The sequence below is a fragment of the Streptomyces qinglanensis genome (assembly GCF_900111245.1).
GTDB lineage: Bacteria > Actinomycetota > Actinomycetes > Streptomycetales > Streptomycetaceae > Streptomyces > Streptomyces qinglanensis.
Genome location: NZ_FOGO01000017.1, coordinates 77723 through 91126 on the forward strand (window position 1 = coordinate 77723; position 13404 = coordinate 91126).

Consider the following 13404-nt stretch of genomic DNA (forward strand, 5'->3'; position numbering starts at 1 on the left):
GGAAGACATCGGACGGGTCCGCGTCCCGCGTATTGCGCAACCTTGACAGCGGCTGATATTCCTCAGAGTGCGCACGGGAAAGGCACGAAACCTTCACGCGATGTCGGCTCGTGAACCGGGGGAACGTTCCATGGCGCACCACGGCAGAGGCTGCTTACTCCGCCCGCCCGCACCTTCCGCACCTCCCTCGCCGGATCGGCGCACGCCCACGGCGCGTTGAGCCCGGACACCGCCCGCCCGGGAAGGCGGGCGACTGCTCCGGGGGCCGCGGCGGACAGGGACTTCCGCCGTTTCTGGTGGGCCAATACCGCGGACGCGCTCGGCACCCAGACCTCCGGTCTGGCTCTTCCGCTGCTGCTGCTCGCTCTCGGCACCCCACCCGCTGTCGTCGGCACAGTGGCCGGCGTGTCGGCCGGATGCGGCATCCTCGCGGGGCCGTTCGCCGCCGTCCTCGCCGACCACGGCGCACGCAAGCGCGTGCTGGTCTGCGCCGCTCTGGTCTCGGCCGGGGCCATGACCTGGGTCGCCGCCGGCGCGCTGGCGGGCGATCCACCGCTGTGGCAACTGTGCGCCGCCGTGGTCGTGGAGCGGACCGCGACCTCCTGCCAGGAGGCCGCTTCGGCGGGCACGGTGGCAGCCCTCGTGCCGCCCGACCGCTACCCCCGGGCCGTCTCCATGCTGCAGGCCGGTGAACAGGCCGGGCTCGTGGTGGGACCGGCCCTCGGAGGTGCCCTCTTCCAGCTCGGCCGCTGGCTGCCGTTCCTCGCAGACGCCCTCTCCTATCTGGCCTCGGCGCTCTGCGTGGCGGCGATGCGTGCCGACCTGCGCCCGCGCCGGGGCGGCCCGGCCGAGTCCGGCTCCGGCTCCCCTACCGGCTCCGGCTCCGGCTCCGACTCCGGCTCCGACTCCGGCTCCGGCTCCGGCTCCGGCTCTGCGACCGTGTCCGGCGCCGGGCTCGCCGCGGCCGGCAGGAGCTTTCTGCGGGAACTCGGCGCCGGAGCGGGGTTCGTGCGCCGAGAGCCGTTCCTGCGTTTCGTCGTGCTCTGGTCGACGGCGATGAGCCTGCTGCTGGCCGCCCTCTCCTACGGCACGATCTTCACCCTGCGGGACTCAGGTGCGGGCGGCGCACCGGTCGGTGCGGTGCTCGCCGTGGCCGGGGCCACCGGGTTGGCCGGCGCGCTGCTCGCACCCCGGCTCGCTCGCGCGCTGCCGGGTGCCCGCCTGGTGATCACGGTGTCCTGGCTGATGGTGGCCCCCACCCTCGGACTCGCACTGACCACCCAGGTCTGGGCGTACGCGCTGCTGTTCGGGGCGATCTCGCTGCTGCTTCCGGCGGCGGCCGTCGTCCTGCAGGCCCGTGCGCTCGAGGTGACCCCGCAGCAGCTCCAGTCCCGCACCGGAACGGTGCTCGCGACCGCCACCGGACTCGCGGCCGCCGCGGGGCCACTGGCGGCGGGCGGACTCGCCGGGACCGGGAGCACCGGCCGCACGGCGCTGTGCTGCTGCGCGGCACTGGTCCTGCTCTCCCTGTGGTCCACAGCACGTGCCCCCGTGGTACTGCGGAAGGAGGCCCCATGACGCGCGGCGGAACGGAAGCGGACGTGCCCGGGCCGGGCGGCACACCAGCCGGCGGCACGCGATCCCACGGCGCCGGGTCCGGCGCCACACCGGCCGGCGGCGGCGGGTCCGGCGCCACACGATCGGCCGGCACCGGGTCCGGCGCCGCGGAGAACGAACGCGGCTACCGCGTCTACCGCCCTGTCATCCCGGAGGTCTGCCCGGCGGACCCGGACCGGATGGTGCTGAGCGCCGACGCCGGGGGACGCTGCGAAGTCTTCGCCCACGACGCCGCCACCGGACGCACCCGACAGGTGACCGACCGGCCGCACGGGACCCTGCACGGCACCCTGGACCGGGACGGGGCCGTGTGGTGGTTCGACGAGGACCTGGAGGGACGCGGCGTCTGGCGGGTCCAGGACTTCGACGGGGGGCCGGACACGGCGGGACTGCCTCCGGCCCCCGCGGGCACCCCGCGCGGGCTCGCGATGAACGCCGCCGGGCAGGTCGCAGCGGGCGTCGGCAGCCCCGCCGGGCTGGCCGTGTGGCTCGGCCGGCGGGGCGGCCCGGCCCGCGAGGTCCACCGGGCCGCGGGCCCGCGGCGGCTGGCCGGACTCTCCCCCGACGGCGCACTGCTGGCCGTCGCCGGACCGCCGCACGACCTCCGCGCCGTGACCCTGCTGAGCCCGGACGGACGCACCGTCGCCGAGTTCGGGGGCGGCGACCTGCCGCAGGTGGCCGCCGCCCCGGACACCGCGGCGTACTCCGGCGCGTCCGCACTCCCGGAACGGGAGGCGGGGACGGGCGCGCCCGCCGCGGCCCGCATCTGGGCGCGGGGCTTCGCGCCGACGGCCGAACCCGCCGAACTCCTGCTGGTCACCGAGCACTCCGACCGGTACCGGCTCGCCACCTGGGATGCCCGGCACGGACTCCGCGAGCACGCCTGGTGCGCCTTCGACACCGAGATCGACGCCGTCTGGTACCCCGACGCACGCAAGGTCCTGATCCGGCAGGACCGGCACGGGCGCAGCCTGCTGCACACCGCGGACCTGGACCGGCGCACCCTGTCCACAGCGGCCACCCCGCCCGGCAGCATCCCGGACGCCGCCCCGCGCCCCGGCGGAGGGATCCACTACGTATGGACGGACAGCGCCACCCCGCCGCGGCTGTGCACCACAGCGGCAGCGGGCCCGGCCCGGTCACATCCGCCGGTGCTCGGCACCCTGCCCGAGCGGGTGCCCGGCGTGCACAGCGAACTGTGGACGCCCGGCCCCGACGGCCCCGTGCACACTCTGCTCAGCCTCCCGGAGCGCACCGGCACGGCGCCTCCGCCCCTGGTGTTCCTGCTGCACGGCGGCCCCGCCGACCACGACCGGGACGCCTACGACGGCACCGTGCACTCGCTGGTGGCCTCCGGTCTCGGTGCCGCGCGGGTGAACTACCGCGGCTCCACCGGCTACGGGCCGCGCTGGCGGGCCGCCTTCGGCGCCGGGGTCGGTCTCACGCAGGTCGACGACCTGGTGGCGGTACGGGCCGACCTGCTGGCACGCGGCCTGGCGCGGGAGGGCGCCGTCGGCCTCTGGGGCACTTCGTGGGGCGGAGCGCTGGCGCTGCTGGCCCTCGGGGTGCGGCCCGGGCTGTGGCAGGCGGGCGTCGCCGTCAAGCCCGTCGCCGACTTCGCCGCGGCGCATCGTAGCGGCCTGCCCGCCCTGCGCGCCCTGGACGAGCGGCTGTTCGGCGGCACGCCGGACGAGGTGCCGGAGCGCTATGCGCGAAGCTCCCCGGTCACCCACGCGGCCCGCGTCACCGCGCCCGTACTCGTGGTCGCCGCCGCCCGGGACACCAAGTGCCCACCGCAGCAGATCGCCGACTACCTGGCGGCGCTGCGGGCCGCGGGAGCACCGCACGAGTCGCTGTGGCTGGAGTCCGGCCACGACGGCTACCGCGGCGCCGACCACGTGGCCACCCTGCGCCGGGCCCTGGAGTTCCTCCACCGCCACCTGGGCGCGGCCGCCCGCCGCACGGCCTCCGCAGCTCCCCGCTCCGACCGGTGCGGGGCCCAGCAGGCCGGTGCTCCGGACCCCTCCGGCACCGTCCGCCGACACTCCGAAGGGAGGCGATGACCATGCAGAAGGACGTCATCCACAACAACCCGCTCGAGGACGACGAGGAGAACCGCAAGCCCGGCGTCAGCATCACGATCACGGTTCCGATCCGCAACGCGGAGGAGACCGAGGAGATCTGACCCGGCGTCCCGGCCCGGTGCCCCGGGGCACCGGGCCGGGATCCATCCCGGCCCCCGGCCGCCGTACCGCCGCTCCCCACCGTCACCGCCCGGCCCCGCCCGGCCCGCCCGGCCCGCCCGACAGCGATCGTTCCGAGGAGTCCGCCCATGCGCGTGCTGCTGGTCAACATGCCCTGGTCCCCCATCGACGTGCCCTCGCTCGCGCTGGGCATCCTCAAGCGCAGCGCGGTCGAGAACCGACCCGCCACCAGCGCGGAGGTGTACCACGCCAACCTCGAGTACACCGACTGGATCACCGAGCGCACCGAGTTCGGCAAGGGCGACTACGAGTACTACGCGCTCTCCTCCTACTTCCTCGGCTGCGGCGACTGGGTCTTCTCCTCGGCGCTCTACGACGATCCGGAGTGGCGCACCGAGGAGTTCACCGCTGCGCTGCGCGGCAAGCTGTCCGCCTCCCGGATGCGCATGAGCCACGAGCTGCACCGCCTCGCGCCGGAGTTCGTGGAGCGCACCGCCCGCGAGATCGTGGCGCGGGAGCCCGACGTGGTGGGGTTCTGCTCGACGTTCCAGCAGAACACCGCGGCGCTGGCGGCCGCCAAATACGTCAAGAGACTCGCGCCGCACATCACGACGGTGCTGGGCGGTGCCAACTGCGACGCCGAACAGGGGCACGCGGCCCACCGCAACTTCCCGTTCGTCGACTATGTGGTGCGCGGCGAGGGCGAGGCCGCGTTCCCGCGGCTGCTCGCCGCCCTCGACGGTTCGGGGAGCCCCCGTGCGATACCGGGCCTGTGCTGGCGGGACGCCGAGGGCACCTCGGTGGCCAACCCGATGGCCACCGCCCCGCTTCCGCCCGCCGCGATCACCTCGCCGGACTACTCGGGCTACTTCGAGCGGCTCGCCGCCTCGGCGGCCCGGCACTGGGTGGAGCCCAAGCTGGTCGTGGAGGGCGCCCGGGGCTGCTGGTGGGGCGAGAAGCACCACTGCACGTTCTGCGGGCTCAACGGCACCTTCATGGAGTTCCGCAGCAAGGCCCCGGAGCGGTTCTACGACGAAATCATGGAACTCGCCCGCAAGCACCGGGTGCTGGACATGTACGTCGTCGACAACATCCTGGACATGGGCTACGTGCGCACGGTGCTGCCCCGCATCGTGGACAGCGGATACGATCTGCGGCTGCACATCGAGATCAAGGCGAACATGCGCCGCTCCCAGCTCCAGACCCTCGCCGACGCGGGGATGATCTACGTCCAGCCGGGCATCGAGAGCCTCAACAGCCGGGTGCTGGACCTGATGGACAAGGGGGTGAGCGGCTGCCAGAACGTGCGGATGCTGCGCGACGGCGCGGAGACCGGTCTGGCCGTCTCCTGGAACTATCTGCACGGCTTTCCGCACGAGCGCGACGAGGACTACACCCCGGTGATCGCGCAGCTCCCGGCGCTGGAGCATCTGATGCCGCCTGTCGACCTCTCGGCCCGCATCGCCATCGAGCGCTTCAGTCCCTACTTCAACCGGCCCGAACTGGGCTACGACGCGCTGCGCCCGGACGTGCACTACCGCTTCACCTACGACCTGCCGGAGTCCGAACTCTACGATCTGGCCTACGTGTTCGAGGCGCCCGAGCGGGGGATCGGCGAGGAGACCGCGGGCCGGCTCAACGACGGCATCAAGGCGTGGCACGAGGCGTACCCGTCCAGCCGGCTCACCCACACCGATCTCGGCGACCGGATCGTGCTGGTCAGCCGCCGCCGGATGTTCGACTGGCGGGTGCGGGAGCTGACAGCGCCGGTGGAGCTGGCCGCCTTCCGGCTGCTGGACCAGCCGCACCACCCCGCCGCACTCGCACGGAAGGTCGCCGGTCAGCTCGCGTCGGAGGGCGCGGAGGGCCCGCCGCAGGAGGGCGGCGCCGCCGACGAGCCGGCGATCCGGGAGCTGCTGGAGCGCTGGCTCGAGTGGGGTGTGGTGTTCACCGACGCGGGGCAGTACGTGCAGCTCGCCCCGGCTGCCGTCAACGAGGACCTGCTGCGGCTGGAGTTCATGCGCAGCACGGCAGCCGCCCCGGAACCGGCAGCCGCGCAGGATCCGGGAGAGCGGCCCGCCGTCCCGGTCCCCTGACGCCGCACCGCGCCCGGCCGCAGCCCGCCGCCCCGCGGCCGCACTCTCATCCGCACGCACCCCGGTACCGAGGAGCTCCATGGACACCGTCACCGCCTGGCGCGACTACGAACTCGAGGCCGCCGCTCTGCCCGGCATGCCACTGGGCGAACTGGAGGCGGCCGGACCGCCCTCCGAGGCCGCAGCGCGGCTGTGGCGCTCCGGCGCCCGGCGGGTCCGGCTGACCGGCACCACCGACCTGCGCCCCGCAGCGAACACGGAACCCGCCGACGCGGCCCGGACGGTGCGCAGGCTGTGCCTGGTACGGGAGCTGACGGCGCACGCCGTGTACGTCGAGTGGGAGCTGCGCACCGCTCCCGGACCCGACGTGTGGCAACCGCTCAACCACCTCCAGCCACCGCTCGCCCTCTCCGGTCCGCCCGACCCGGAGGAGGCGCTGCGCACCTGGCGCGAGGAGCACTACCTGTGCAAGTGCCTCTGGCGGCAGGGGCCGGGCTTCGTCCAGATCCGGGACCGGCGGTGGGGCGAACTCCACCGCTTCACCGTGGACGAACCCGACTACCAGGAGGCCATCGCGCTGCTGGCCGACGGCGCACCCGCCGCGGCAGTACCGGCGGCGATCCTCGAGGACTTCCGGTCCGAGCAACTCGTCGGGGACGTCGGCGAGATGGTCTGGTGGCTGCCCTACCGGGTGCGGCGCTGGATCCAGGAGGCGATGGCCATCTGAACCGTCCCGTGCGGGCCGCCCGCCGCACGGCTCCGCTGCGGAGGCCGGCTGCGGGCGGCGGGGCGCGTGCTGCCGGAGCGCGTCACGGCGACCGGACGGGCCGGAGCCGGATCCGTCCCGGCCCGGGGAGCCCGCGCGGGTCAGCTCCCGAAGGGGATGTCCTGCGGGGTGGCCATACGACGGGTGCCGGGGTGTGCCCGCACATAGTCCCTGAGGTAGGACAGCGCGGTACGCACGCCGCTGTCGTCCGTTCCGCAGCCGTCCGGACCGCTGACCCCGTCGGGGTAGCACGACATGCGGTTGCCGTAGATCAGCGCATCCACGGCGGCACCCGAACCGGAGGAGTCGAGCAGCTCGGCCGTGCGCTCCCGGTCGCCGGTTCCCACGGTCCAGCCGACGGTGCGGGCGAGTTCGCCGCGGTCCCGGGCCGCGCCCCCGGCCCGCAGCTCCTCCTGGATGCTGCCGAAGTCCAGCGCCATGCTGAACAGTCCCTTGTCCATGATGCGCTGGTTGCTCTGCACGGCCGCTCCGTGCTCGGCGAAGCCGTCCCGCACCTCGGCGTAGTCGCCGCTGTAGCTGATGGCCTCCTTGGCGTTCAGGCCGCCGACGGCGTCCTGCCAGCCGGCGCCGCCCTCGCTTCCGTAGAACCCGTAGAGCACCCGGATGCCCTGGCTCTCCAGTTTGCTGCGGGCCAGGTCCCGCAGCGCCGCCACGGAGCAGTGGCGCCACTCGGGGTCGGCGCTCTCGCACCAGTCGGGGTTCTTGATGTCCAGCCAGACGAAGGAGACCTGGCGCCCTGCCCGGTGCTCCTCCGCCACCTGGTCGAACATGGCGGCCATGGAGTCACCGTAGCTGGTGAGGGTGCCGTCGTGGTCCGCCCACCAGCCGTCCCGCCAGGCGGTGGCGTCGATCTCCAGCGCGTTGGCCCCCTGCCGGAGGGACGCTGTCACCCCGCCTGTGGTGAGTACCCGGTGGGCGATGGCCCAGGTGGGGCGCTGCTGTGCAGCGGCTGAGGAGGCTTCCTGGGAAGCGGGCTGCTGGGCGGGGGCGTTCCCGGCCCCGACGAGGGTTGCTCCGGCGGCCAGAGCCAGCGGGAGCAGTATTCCGCGGAGCCGACGCGCGACGGCCATGAGGTCCGGTCCTTCCTTCTCCTTCGGACCGCCCCGGGTCGCGGGCGCTTTCGCGTGCTGTCTGCCGGGGCGGACGGCACGGGCCGAGCGCCCGCGCCCGGAAGAGCGTACGCCATATTACCCGCGGGTAATCAATGGCTGCGCTCCGTACGCTCCGCCCTCCGCCGACCGGCTCTCTCGGCCCCTGCGGCCGAAGCGGCCGGACCGGGGCCGGAGGGCGGTTCACGCCAGGTCCTCCGGCGCGCGGTCACCTGACGACCCATCCCGGTCCCTCTCCGTGTGTCGGACGCGCACCGCATCCGCCCGCTGAGGCCCTGCCCCCGCCCCGGTGCGGGGGCACCGCCTCAGCGTCCCCGGAAGGGCCCTGACACCTCGTAGGTGATCCCGTCGGACGAACGGCCGCCGACACCGCGCTGGCTGGAGAAGTACAGCCGCTTCCCGTCGGGGGAGAACGCCGGGCCGGTGATCTCGGACCCGCTCTGGCCCTCGACGCGGAGGAACGGCGCCACGACGGCTTGCGGAGTGATGAGGCAGATCTCCATGTTGCCGCCGTCCTCCGCCACGAACAGGTCGCCGGAGGCACTGCCGGTGATGTTGTCCACCCCGCTGAGCGGCGCGTCCTCGCCCTGCCGTACGAGATCGTCGTCGTAGACGAGGTCGAGGGTGTTCGCGGCGCAGTCCAGTTGCCAGACACGGTTGTCGCCCTTGCTGGTGAACCAGCAGTGCCCGGCCGCGTAGTGGCATCCCTCGCCGCCGTCGAAGTGCTTGGCCGCGGCGACCTGGTGGCGGGTGCGGGTGCGCCGGGCCGCGGGGTCGGGCACCGCCGACCAGCCGACGGGGCCCGAGGTACCCGACCCCATGGTCAGCACCTCCAGCCTGCCCGCCGACAGAGCGCCCCAGGTGCTGGGGCGGAACCGGTAGAGGCAGCCGTCCGGCTCGTCCTCCGTGAGGTAGACGGCCTCGCGCACGGGATCGGCGGCGGCGGCCTCGTGCTTGAACAGCCCCATGGCGGGGCGGCGCCGTGCCGCCTCCCGGCCCCGCGGGTCCGTCTCGTACACAGCGCCGCGGTCCGTCTCCTCGCAGGAGAGCCAGGTGTCCCAGGGGGTGCTGCCGCCCGCGCAGTTGCGCCGCGTGCCGTCCAGGATGCGGTGGGCTCCGGTGATGTCGCCGCCGGCCCCGAACCGGACCGCACCGGCTCCGCCGCCTGGAGACACCTCGGAGTTCGACACATAGATCCAGCCGCCGTCCTCGGTGGCGAAGCACGCTCCGCCGTCGGGTGCCGGGTGCCAGGTGTATCCGGTGGAACCGACCTTCCGCCCGGTCCGCGCGATCACGGTGCTGGTGAAGCCCGCCGGCAGCCGGATGCCGTTCGCGTCGGCGGGACCCGGCGGGCCATAGGGGCCCGCGCCCGGCTGCGCGGGAGCAGCGACGGCGGCCGTGCGCCACAGCGAGCCGCCCAGCGCGGCGGTGGAACCCGCGACGGCTGCGGTGCGGAGGAGTGAGCGACGATCCATGAGCGCTCCTGGAGAAGAGGGAGGGGCACGGATGGTGCTGCTGCTCGCGGCAGACTAACCGGCGCGAATGACCGACGCGGGAACCCGCGGTGAACTCCCCCGCGGGCGGCACGGGGTCGCTTCACCGGCCCGCACGGGCCTGGTCCGGTCCACCGGTCGCAGCGCGCGCGTACCGGCGGCCGGCAGTTCGCACGCGTCCCGCAGTGCCGTCGGACCGGCGATCCGCAAGTGGGCGTCGAACCTCCCGGGCGACGCGGCCGGCGGTACCGGCAGCCGCCTCCGCCGCCCGGTGGGCCCGCCGCCCGGCCCCGACGCGGCCGGGGTGCCCAGCAACGACCGTCCGCAGGCCGGGCGTTTTGGGCGGCGACGGACCGTGCCCGGGGTCAGCGTCCGGTGGTGCCGTCGATCAGTTCACGGAGGATGTCCGCGTGCCCGGCGTGGCGGCCGGTCTCCTCGATCAGATGGGTGAGCGCCCAGCGCAGGCTGGGTGCCGGGCTGTTCGGCCGGGGCCGGGGAAGCGGAGCGCTCAGGTCGGCGCACTCGTCGAGGACGGCGTTCGCCCGCACGGTCACGGCACGGTAGCGGGCGACCACTTCGGCCACGCTGTCCTGCGGCGAAGCGTGGAAGGTCGCCTGCCAGTCGGCCACCCGGCCGCCGAGGAACGTCGCGCTCTCGACGGAGACGAGGTGGTTGAGCAGTCCGAGCAGATTCGTCCCGGAGGGTACTTGCGCTGTCCGGACCTGCGGTTCGGGCGTGTCCTCGACCTTCGTGGCGATCGCGTCGCGCAGGTGGTCGAGGAATCCGCGCAGTACGTCGGCCTCGGTGGGTCCGGTGCGGGGCGGCGGGGTGTCGCGGCGGGGGGAGCCGGTGGGCACGGTGATCTCCTTTGCGGGGCGCCTCGGCGGCGCGGGTTCAGGGGGTGCGGGTTCAGGGGGTGCGGGTTCAGGGGGTGCGGCGGATGACCAGGAGGTGGTCGGTGACCTCGGCGGTCTGCCCGCCGGGGCCGGTGGCCGTCCGGTGCAGCACGTCGGCCCGCTCGACCGGCCAGTGCGCCGGGTCCAGGCCGATACCGGCGGCGATCTCGCGCGGGGCCGGATAGCGGATGCCGGGGTCCTGGTTCCACGACCACGGAGCGGTGGAGCCGTGGTCGACGACCAGCAGCCGTCCACCGGGGCGCAGCGCGTGCGCCGCCGCGCGCAGGACGGCGTCCCGGTCCAGGCCGAGTGGGGTGTGCAGATAGTGGGCGCAGATCAGGTCGAACCGGCCGCGCGGGAGGGGTTCGCCCAGGTCGTGCCGCTCGGGGGTGACCCGGTCGGCGAGACCGTGCGCATGGGCGAGACCGGCGAGTCTGCGGACGGCCACATCCGAGATGTCGAGCGCGGTCACCCGCCACCCCTGGCGGGCGAGCCACAGCGCGTCACCGCCGTCTCCGCAACCGAGGTCCAGCACGTCGCCGGGCGCCAGGCCGGTGACCGTCTCGGTGAGACGTACGTTCGGCCGCGGGTCGGCGGGCGCGGCACGGGCCTTGTAGACGCCGTCCCAGAACTCAACCGCTTCGGTGTTCATCGCATCTCCTTCTGTCGGGACGCAGGTCAGCCTCGCGCGGCTCATCGCGACCTGGCACGAAATCTTGCCGTTCTGGCAAGATGCCCCCGTGGATCCCGCGCAGGAGGAGGTACTCGACGCCGTGGGGCCGCGGCTGCGCGCTCTGCGCCGCCGGCGCGGCCTGACCCTCGCCGAACTCGCGGCAGCGACGGGGGTGTCGGAGAGCACGCTGTCGCGGCTGGAGAGCGGACGGCGCCGGGCGACCCTGGAGCTGCTGCTTCCGCTGACCCGCGCCTACGACGTGCCGCTGGACGATCTCGTCGGCGCTCCGCGCACGGGCGACCCCCGCATCCACCTGAAGCCGATCCACCGGTTCGGGACGGTCCTCGTTCCGCTGTCCCGGCGACCGGGCGGCACGCACGCGTTCAAGATGATCATTCCGGCCCGGCCGGAGCCCCTCGAACCGGCTCCGCAGACCCACGAGGGCTTCGAGTGGCTGTATGTGCTCGACGGCCGGCTCCGGCTGGTCCTGGGCGAACGCGACCTGGTGCTGCCCCCGGGCGAGGCGGCCGAGTTCGACACGTCCCGGCCCCATTGGCTGGGCAGTGCAGACGGCGGCACGGTCGAACTGCTCATTCTCTTCGATCTGCAGGGGCTGCGCGCCCATACCCATGCAGACGCGCCCCGGTCGTCCCGGCGCGAGAGCGAGTGACGAGGAGCCGGGCGGAGCGGCTGCGGCGCCCGCATGCGGAGAGGCGGACGGTCCGACGCCGGTGACCGGGCAGCGTGCGGCGCGACGGCATCGGCACGGCCTGCCACGGAGCTGCCGGCCGGATCCCGGTTGCCGCTCCGCGCCCAGGGCGCCCGGTCGCCCTCGGCGGGGCCGGGCGGAATCTCCCTACCGCGGAGGCGGCCGGAGGCGGAGACTCACCGCATGACTGACATCGAGGCGTTCCGGGATGCGGTGACCGCTTGGGCGGCCGGTGGCGCCGGTGACACCGCGCGCGAGCTGGCCGCGCGGCTGTCCGTGCGGACCGCCGTCCTCCTCGAAGGAGCCAGCGACCTGGCGGCGGTCGACGCGCTGGCCGCGCGGCGCGGCCGGGATCTGGCGGCCGAGGGTGTCTGCGTCCTGCCGATGGGCGGTGCGATGAGCGTCGGACGGTTCGCCTCGGTGCTCGGACCGCCCGGCCTGGACCTGCGCCTGACCGGACTGTGCGACGAGGCGGAGCGGCGCTACTACGCGCGCGGGTGGGAGCGTGCCGGTGCGGCACCGCAGGAGTTCTTCGTCTGCGCAGCGGATCTGGAGGACGAGCTCATCCGCACGCTGGGCACGGCGCGGGTGGCGGAACTCGTCCGGGCAGAGGGCGACGAGCGTGCCCTGCGGACGTTCCTGCGCCAGCCTGCGCAGCAGGGCCGCACCCCGCAGCAGCAGTTGCGGCGCTTCCTCGGCACCAAGAAGGGCCGCAAGATCCATTACGGCCGCGTCCTCGTCGAGGCCCTCGCCCCCGACCGGGTGCCGGCTCCGCTCGCGGGTCTGCTGGCCGGGCTCTGAGCAGCGCGGCGGGCAGTGGGGCCGAGGGAGGCAGCCCGGGAGGCAGCCCCGGGCCCGCACGCGCAGGACGGCGGGGAACCGGGCGCGCTCACAGCGGATTCCGCGCACCCGGTCAGCCGGCCCCCGGCACCCGAGCGGAGGTCTCCCCCGGGCGGCGCACGCGTCACACGGAGGCGACCGCACCGCACCGGCGACCGCCGCGAGTCACGCGATCCCACACCTTGACTTGGTACAGACCAATGCAGTTCAGTTTTCCTCACCCCCTACATGCGAGGAGAGCACCGGTGTCGAAGCGACGCGTCATGGCACTGCTGACCGCACTGGCGGTCGGATGCGCCCTGTGGTTTGTCATGCCCACAACTTCACAGGCCGCTCCGGCCCGGAAGGGTGCGGCAGCGGAGTTCGTCGTCAGCGAAGCCCAGTTCAACCAGATGTTCCCGAACCGGAACTCCTTCTACACCTACAGCGGCCTCACCGCCGCCCTGGACGCCTATCCGGGTTTCGCCAACACCGGCAGCGACACGGTCAAGCGGCAGGAAGCCGCGGCGTTCCTGGCCAACGTCAGCCACGAGACCGGCGGCCTCGTCCACATCGTCGAGCAGAACGAGAGCAACTACCCCCACTACTGCGACGCCGGCCAGCCGTACGGCTGCCCCGCCGGGCAGGCCGCCTACTACGGGCGGGGCCCCATCCAGCTCAGCTGGAACTTCAACTACAAGGCCGCCGGTGACGCCTTGGGGATCGACCTGCTCAACGACCCCTATCAGGTGGAGCGGGACGCGGCGGTCTCCTGGAAGACCGCTCTGTGGTACTGGAACACCCAGTCCGGCCCCGGGAGCATGACGGCGCACCGCGCCATGGTCGACGGCGCGGGCTTCGGCGAGACGATCCGGGCGATCAACGGCAGCCTGGAGTGCGACGGCGGAAACCCCGGCCAGGTCCAGAGCCGGATCGACAAGTACCGGCAGTTCACCGCGATCCTGGGGGTGCCCGCGGGTGACCATCTGAGCTGCTGAGCC

At 73.9% G+C, this 13404-nt stretch carries 12 protein-coding genes; 8 read left to right on the forward strand and 4 right to left on the reverse strand.

Annotated elements, in window-relative coordinates:
- Positions 1–216: 216 nt before the first annotated feature.
- The 5 genes from BMX65_RS27675 to BMX65_RS27690 all read left to right on the forward strand — a co-directional run bounded on the left by BMX65_RS27675 (position 217) and on the right by BMX65_RS27690 (position 6644).
- Positions 217–1578, forward strand: coding sequence for an MFS transporter (locus BMX65_RS27675; protein WP_075003087.1), 1362 nt, complete (start codon positions 217–219; stop codon positions 1576–1578).
- Positions 1575–3680 (forward strand): S9 family peptidase, encoded by a 2106-nt coding sequence (locus tag BMX65_RS27680; RefSeq protein WP_075003088.1) that lies wholly within the window; start codon positions 1575–1577, stop codon positions 3678–3680. Before BMX65_RS27675 ends, BMX65_RS27680 begins: the two co-directional genes overlap by 4 nt.
- Entirely contained in the window at positions 3677–3802 is a 126-nt protein-coding gene (locus tag BMX65_RS34020) for a hypothetical protein (protein ID WP_019357533.1), read from the forward strand. The genes BMX65_RS27680 and BMX65_RS34020 overlap by 4 nt, the downstream gene beginning before the upstream one ends.
- Before the next feature lie 147 nt (positions 3803–3949).
- Positions 3950–5917, forward strand: coding sequence for a RiPP maturation radical SAM C-methyltransferase (locus BMX65_RS27685; protein ID WP_075003089.1), 1968 nt, complete (start codon positions 3950–3952; stop codon positions 5915–5917).
- 79 nt (positions 5918–5996) lie between these two features.
- Positions 5997–6644 (forward strand): DUF5825 family protein, encoded by a 648-nt coding sequence (locus BMX65_RS27690; protein ID WP_075003090.1) that lies wholly within the window; start codon positions 5997–5999, stop codon positions 6642–6644.
- Between the two features lie 140 nt (positions 6645–6784).
- On the opposite strand, the gene BMX65_RS27695 is transcribed toward BMX65_RS27690, so the two are convergent.
- The 4 genes from BMX65_RS27695 to BMX65_RS27710 form a co-directional block, all read right to left on the reverse strand.
- On the reverse strand, positions 6785–7774 hold the full coding sequence (locus BMX65_RS27695; protein ID WP_075003091.1) for a PI-PLC domain-containing protein: 990 nt from the start codon (positions 7772–7774) through the stop codon (positions 6785–6787).
- A gap of 344 nt (positions 7775–8118) precedes the next feature.
- Positions 8119–9288 (reverse strand): alkaline phosphatase PhoX, encoded by a 1170-nt coding sequence (locus tag BMX65_RS27700; protein WP_075003092.1) that lies wholly within the window; start codon positions 9286–9288, stop codon positions 8119–8121.
- 383 nt (positions 9289–9671) lie between these two features.
- Positions 9672–10163, reverse strand: a complete 492-nt coding sequence (locus tag BMX65_RS27705; protein WP_075003093.1) for a DinB family protein — start codon at positions 10161–10163, stop codon at positions 9672–9674.
- Between the two features lie 67 nt (positions 10164–10230).
- A complete protein-coding gene (locus BMX65_RS27710) occupies positions 10231–10854 on the reverse strand; it encodes an SAM-dependent methyltransferase (protein WP_075003094.1) in 624 nt (207 codons plus the stop codon).
- 88 nt (positions 10855–10942) lie between these two features.
- Between BMX65_RS27710 and BMX65_RS27715 the strand changes: the two genes are divergently transcribed.
- From BMX65_RS27715 to BMX65_RS27725, 3 genes are all read left to right on the forward strand, one after another.
- A complete protein-coding gene (locus tag BMX65_RS27715) occupies positions 10943–11545 on the forward strand; it encodes an XRE family transcriptional regulator (protein ID WP_075003095.1) in 603 nt (200 codons plus the stop codon).
- Positions 11546–11767: 222 nt separating this feature from the next.
- On the forward strand, positions 11768–12385 hold the full coding sequence (locus BMX65_RS27720; RefSeq protein ID WP_075003096.1) for a TOPRIM nucleotidyl transferase/hydrolase domain-containing protein: 618 nt from the start codon (positions 11768–11770) through the stop codon (positions 12383–12385).
- Between the two features lie 350 nt (positions 12386–12735).
- The gene (locus tag BMX65_RS27725; RefSeq protein ID WP_239502250.1) at positions 12736–13401 is read left to right on the forward strand and encodes a chitinase; all 666 of its coding nucleotides are present in this window, start codon (positions 12736–12738) and stop codon (positions 13399–13401) included.
- The last annotated feature ends 3 nt before the right edge of the window (positions 13402–13404 follow it).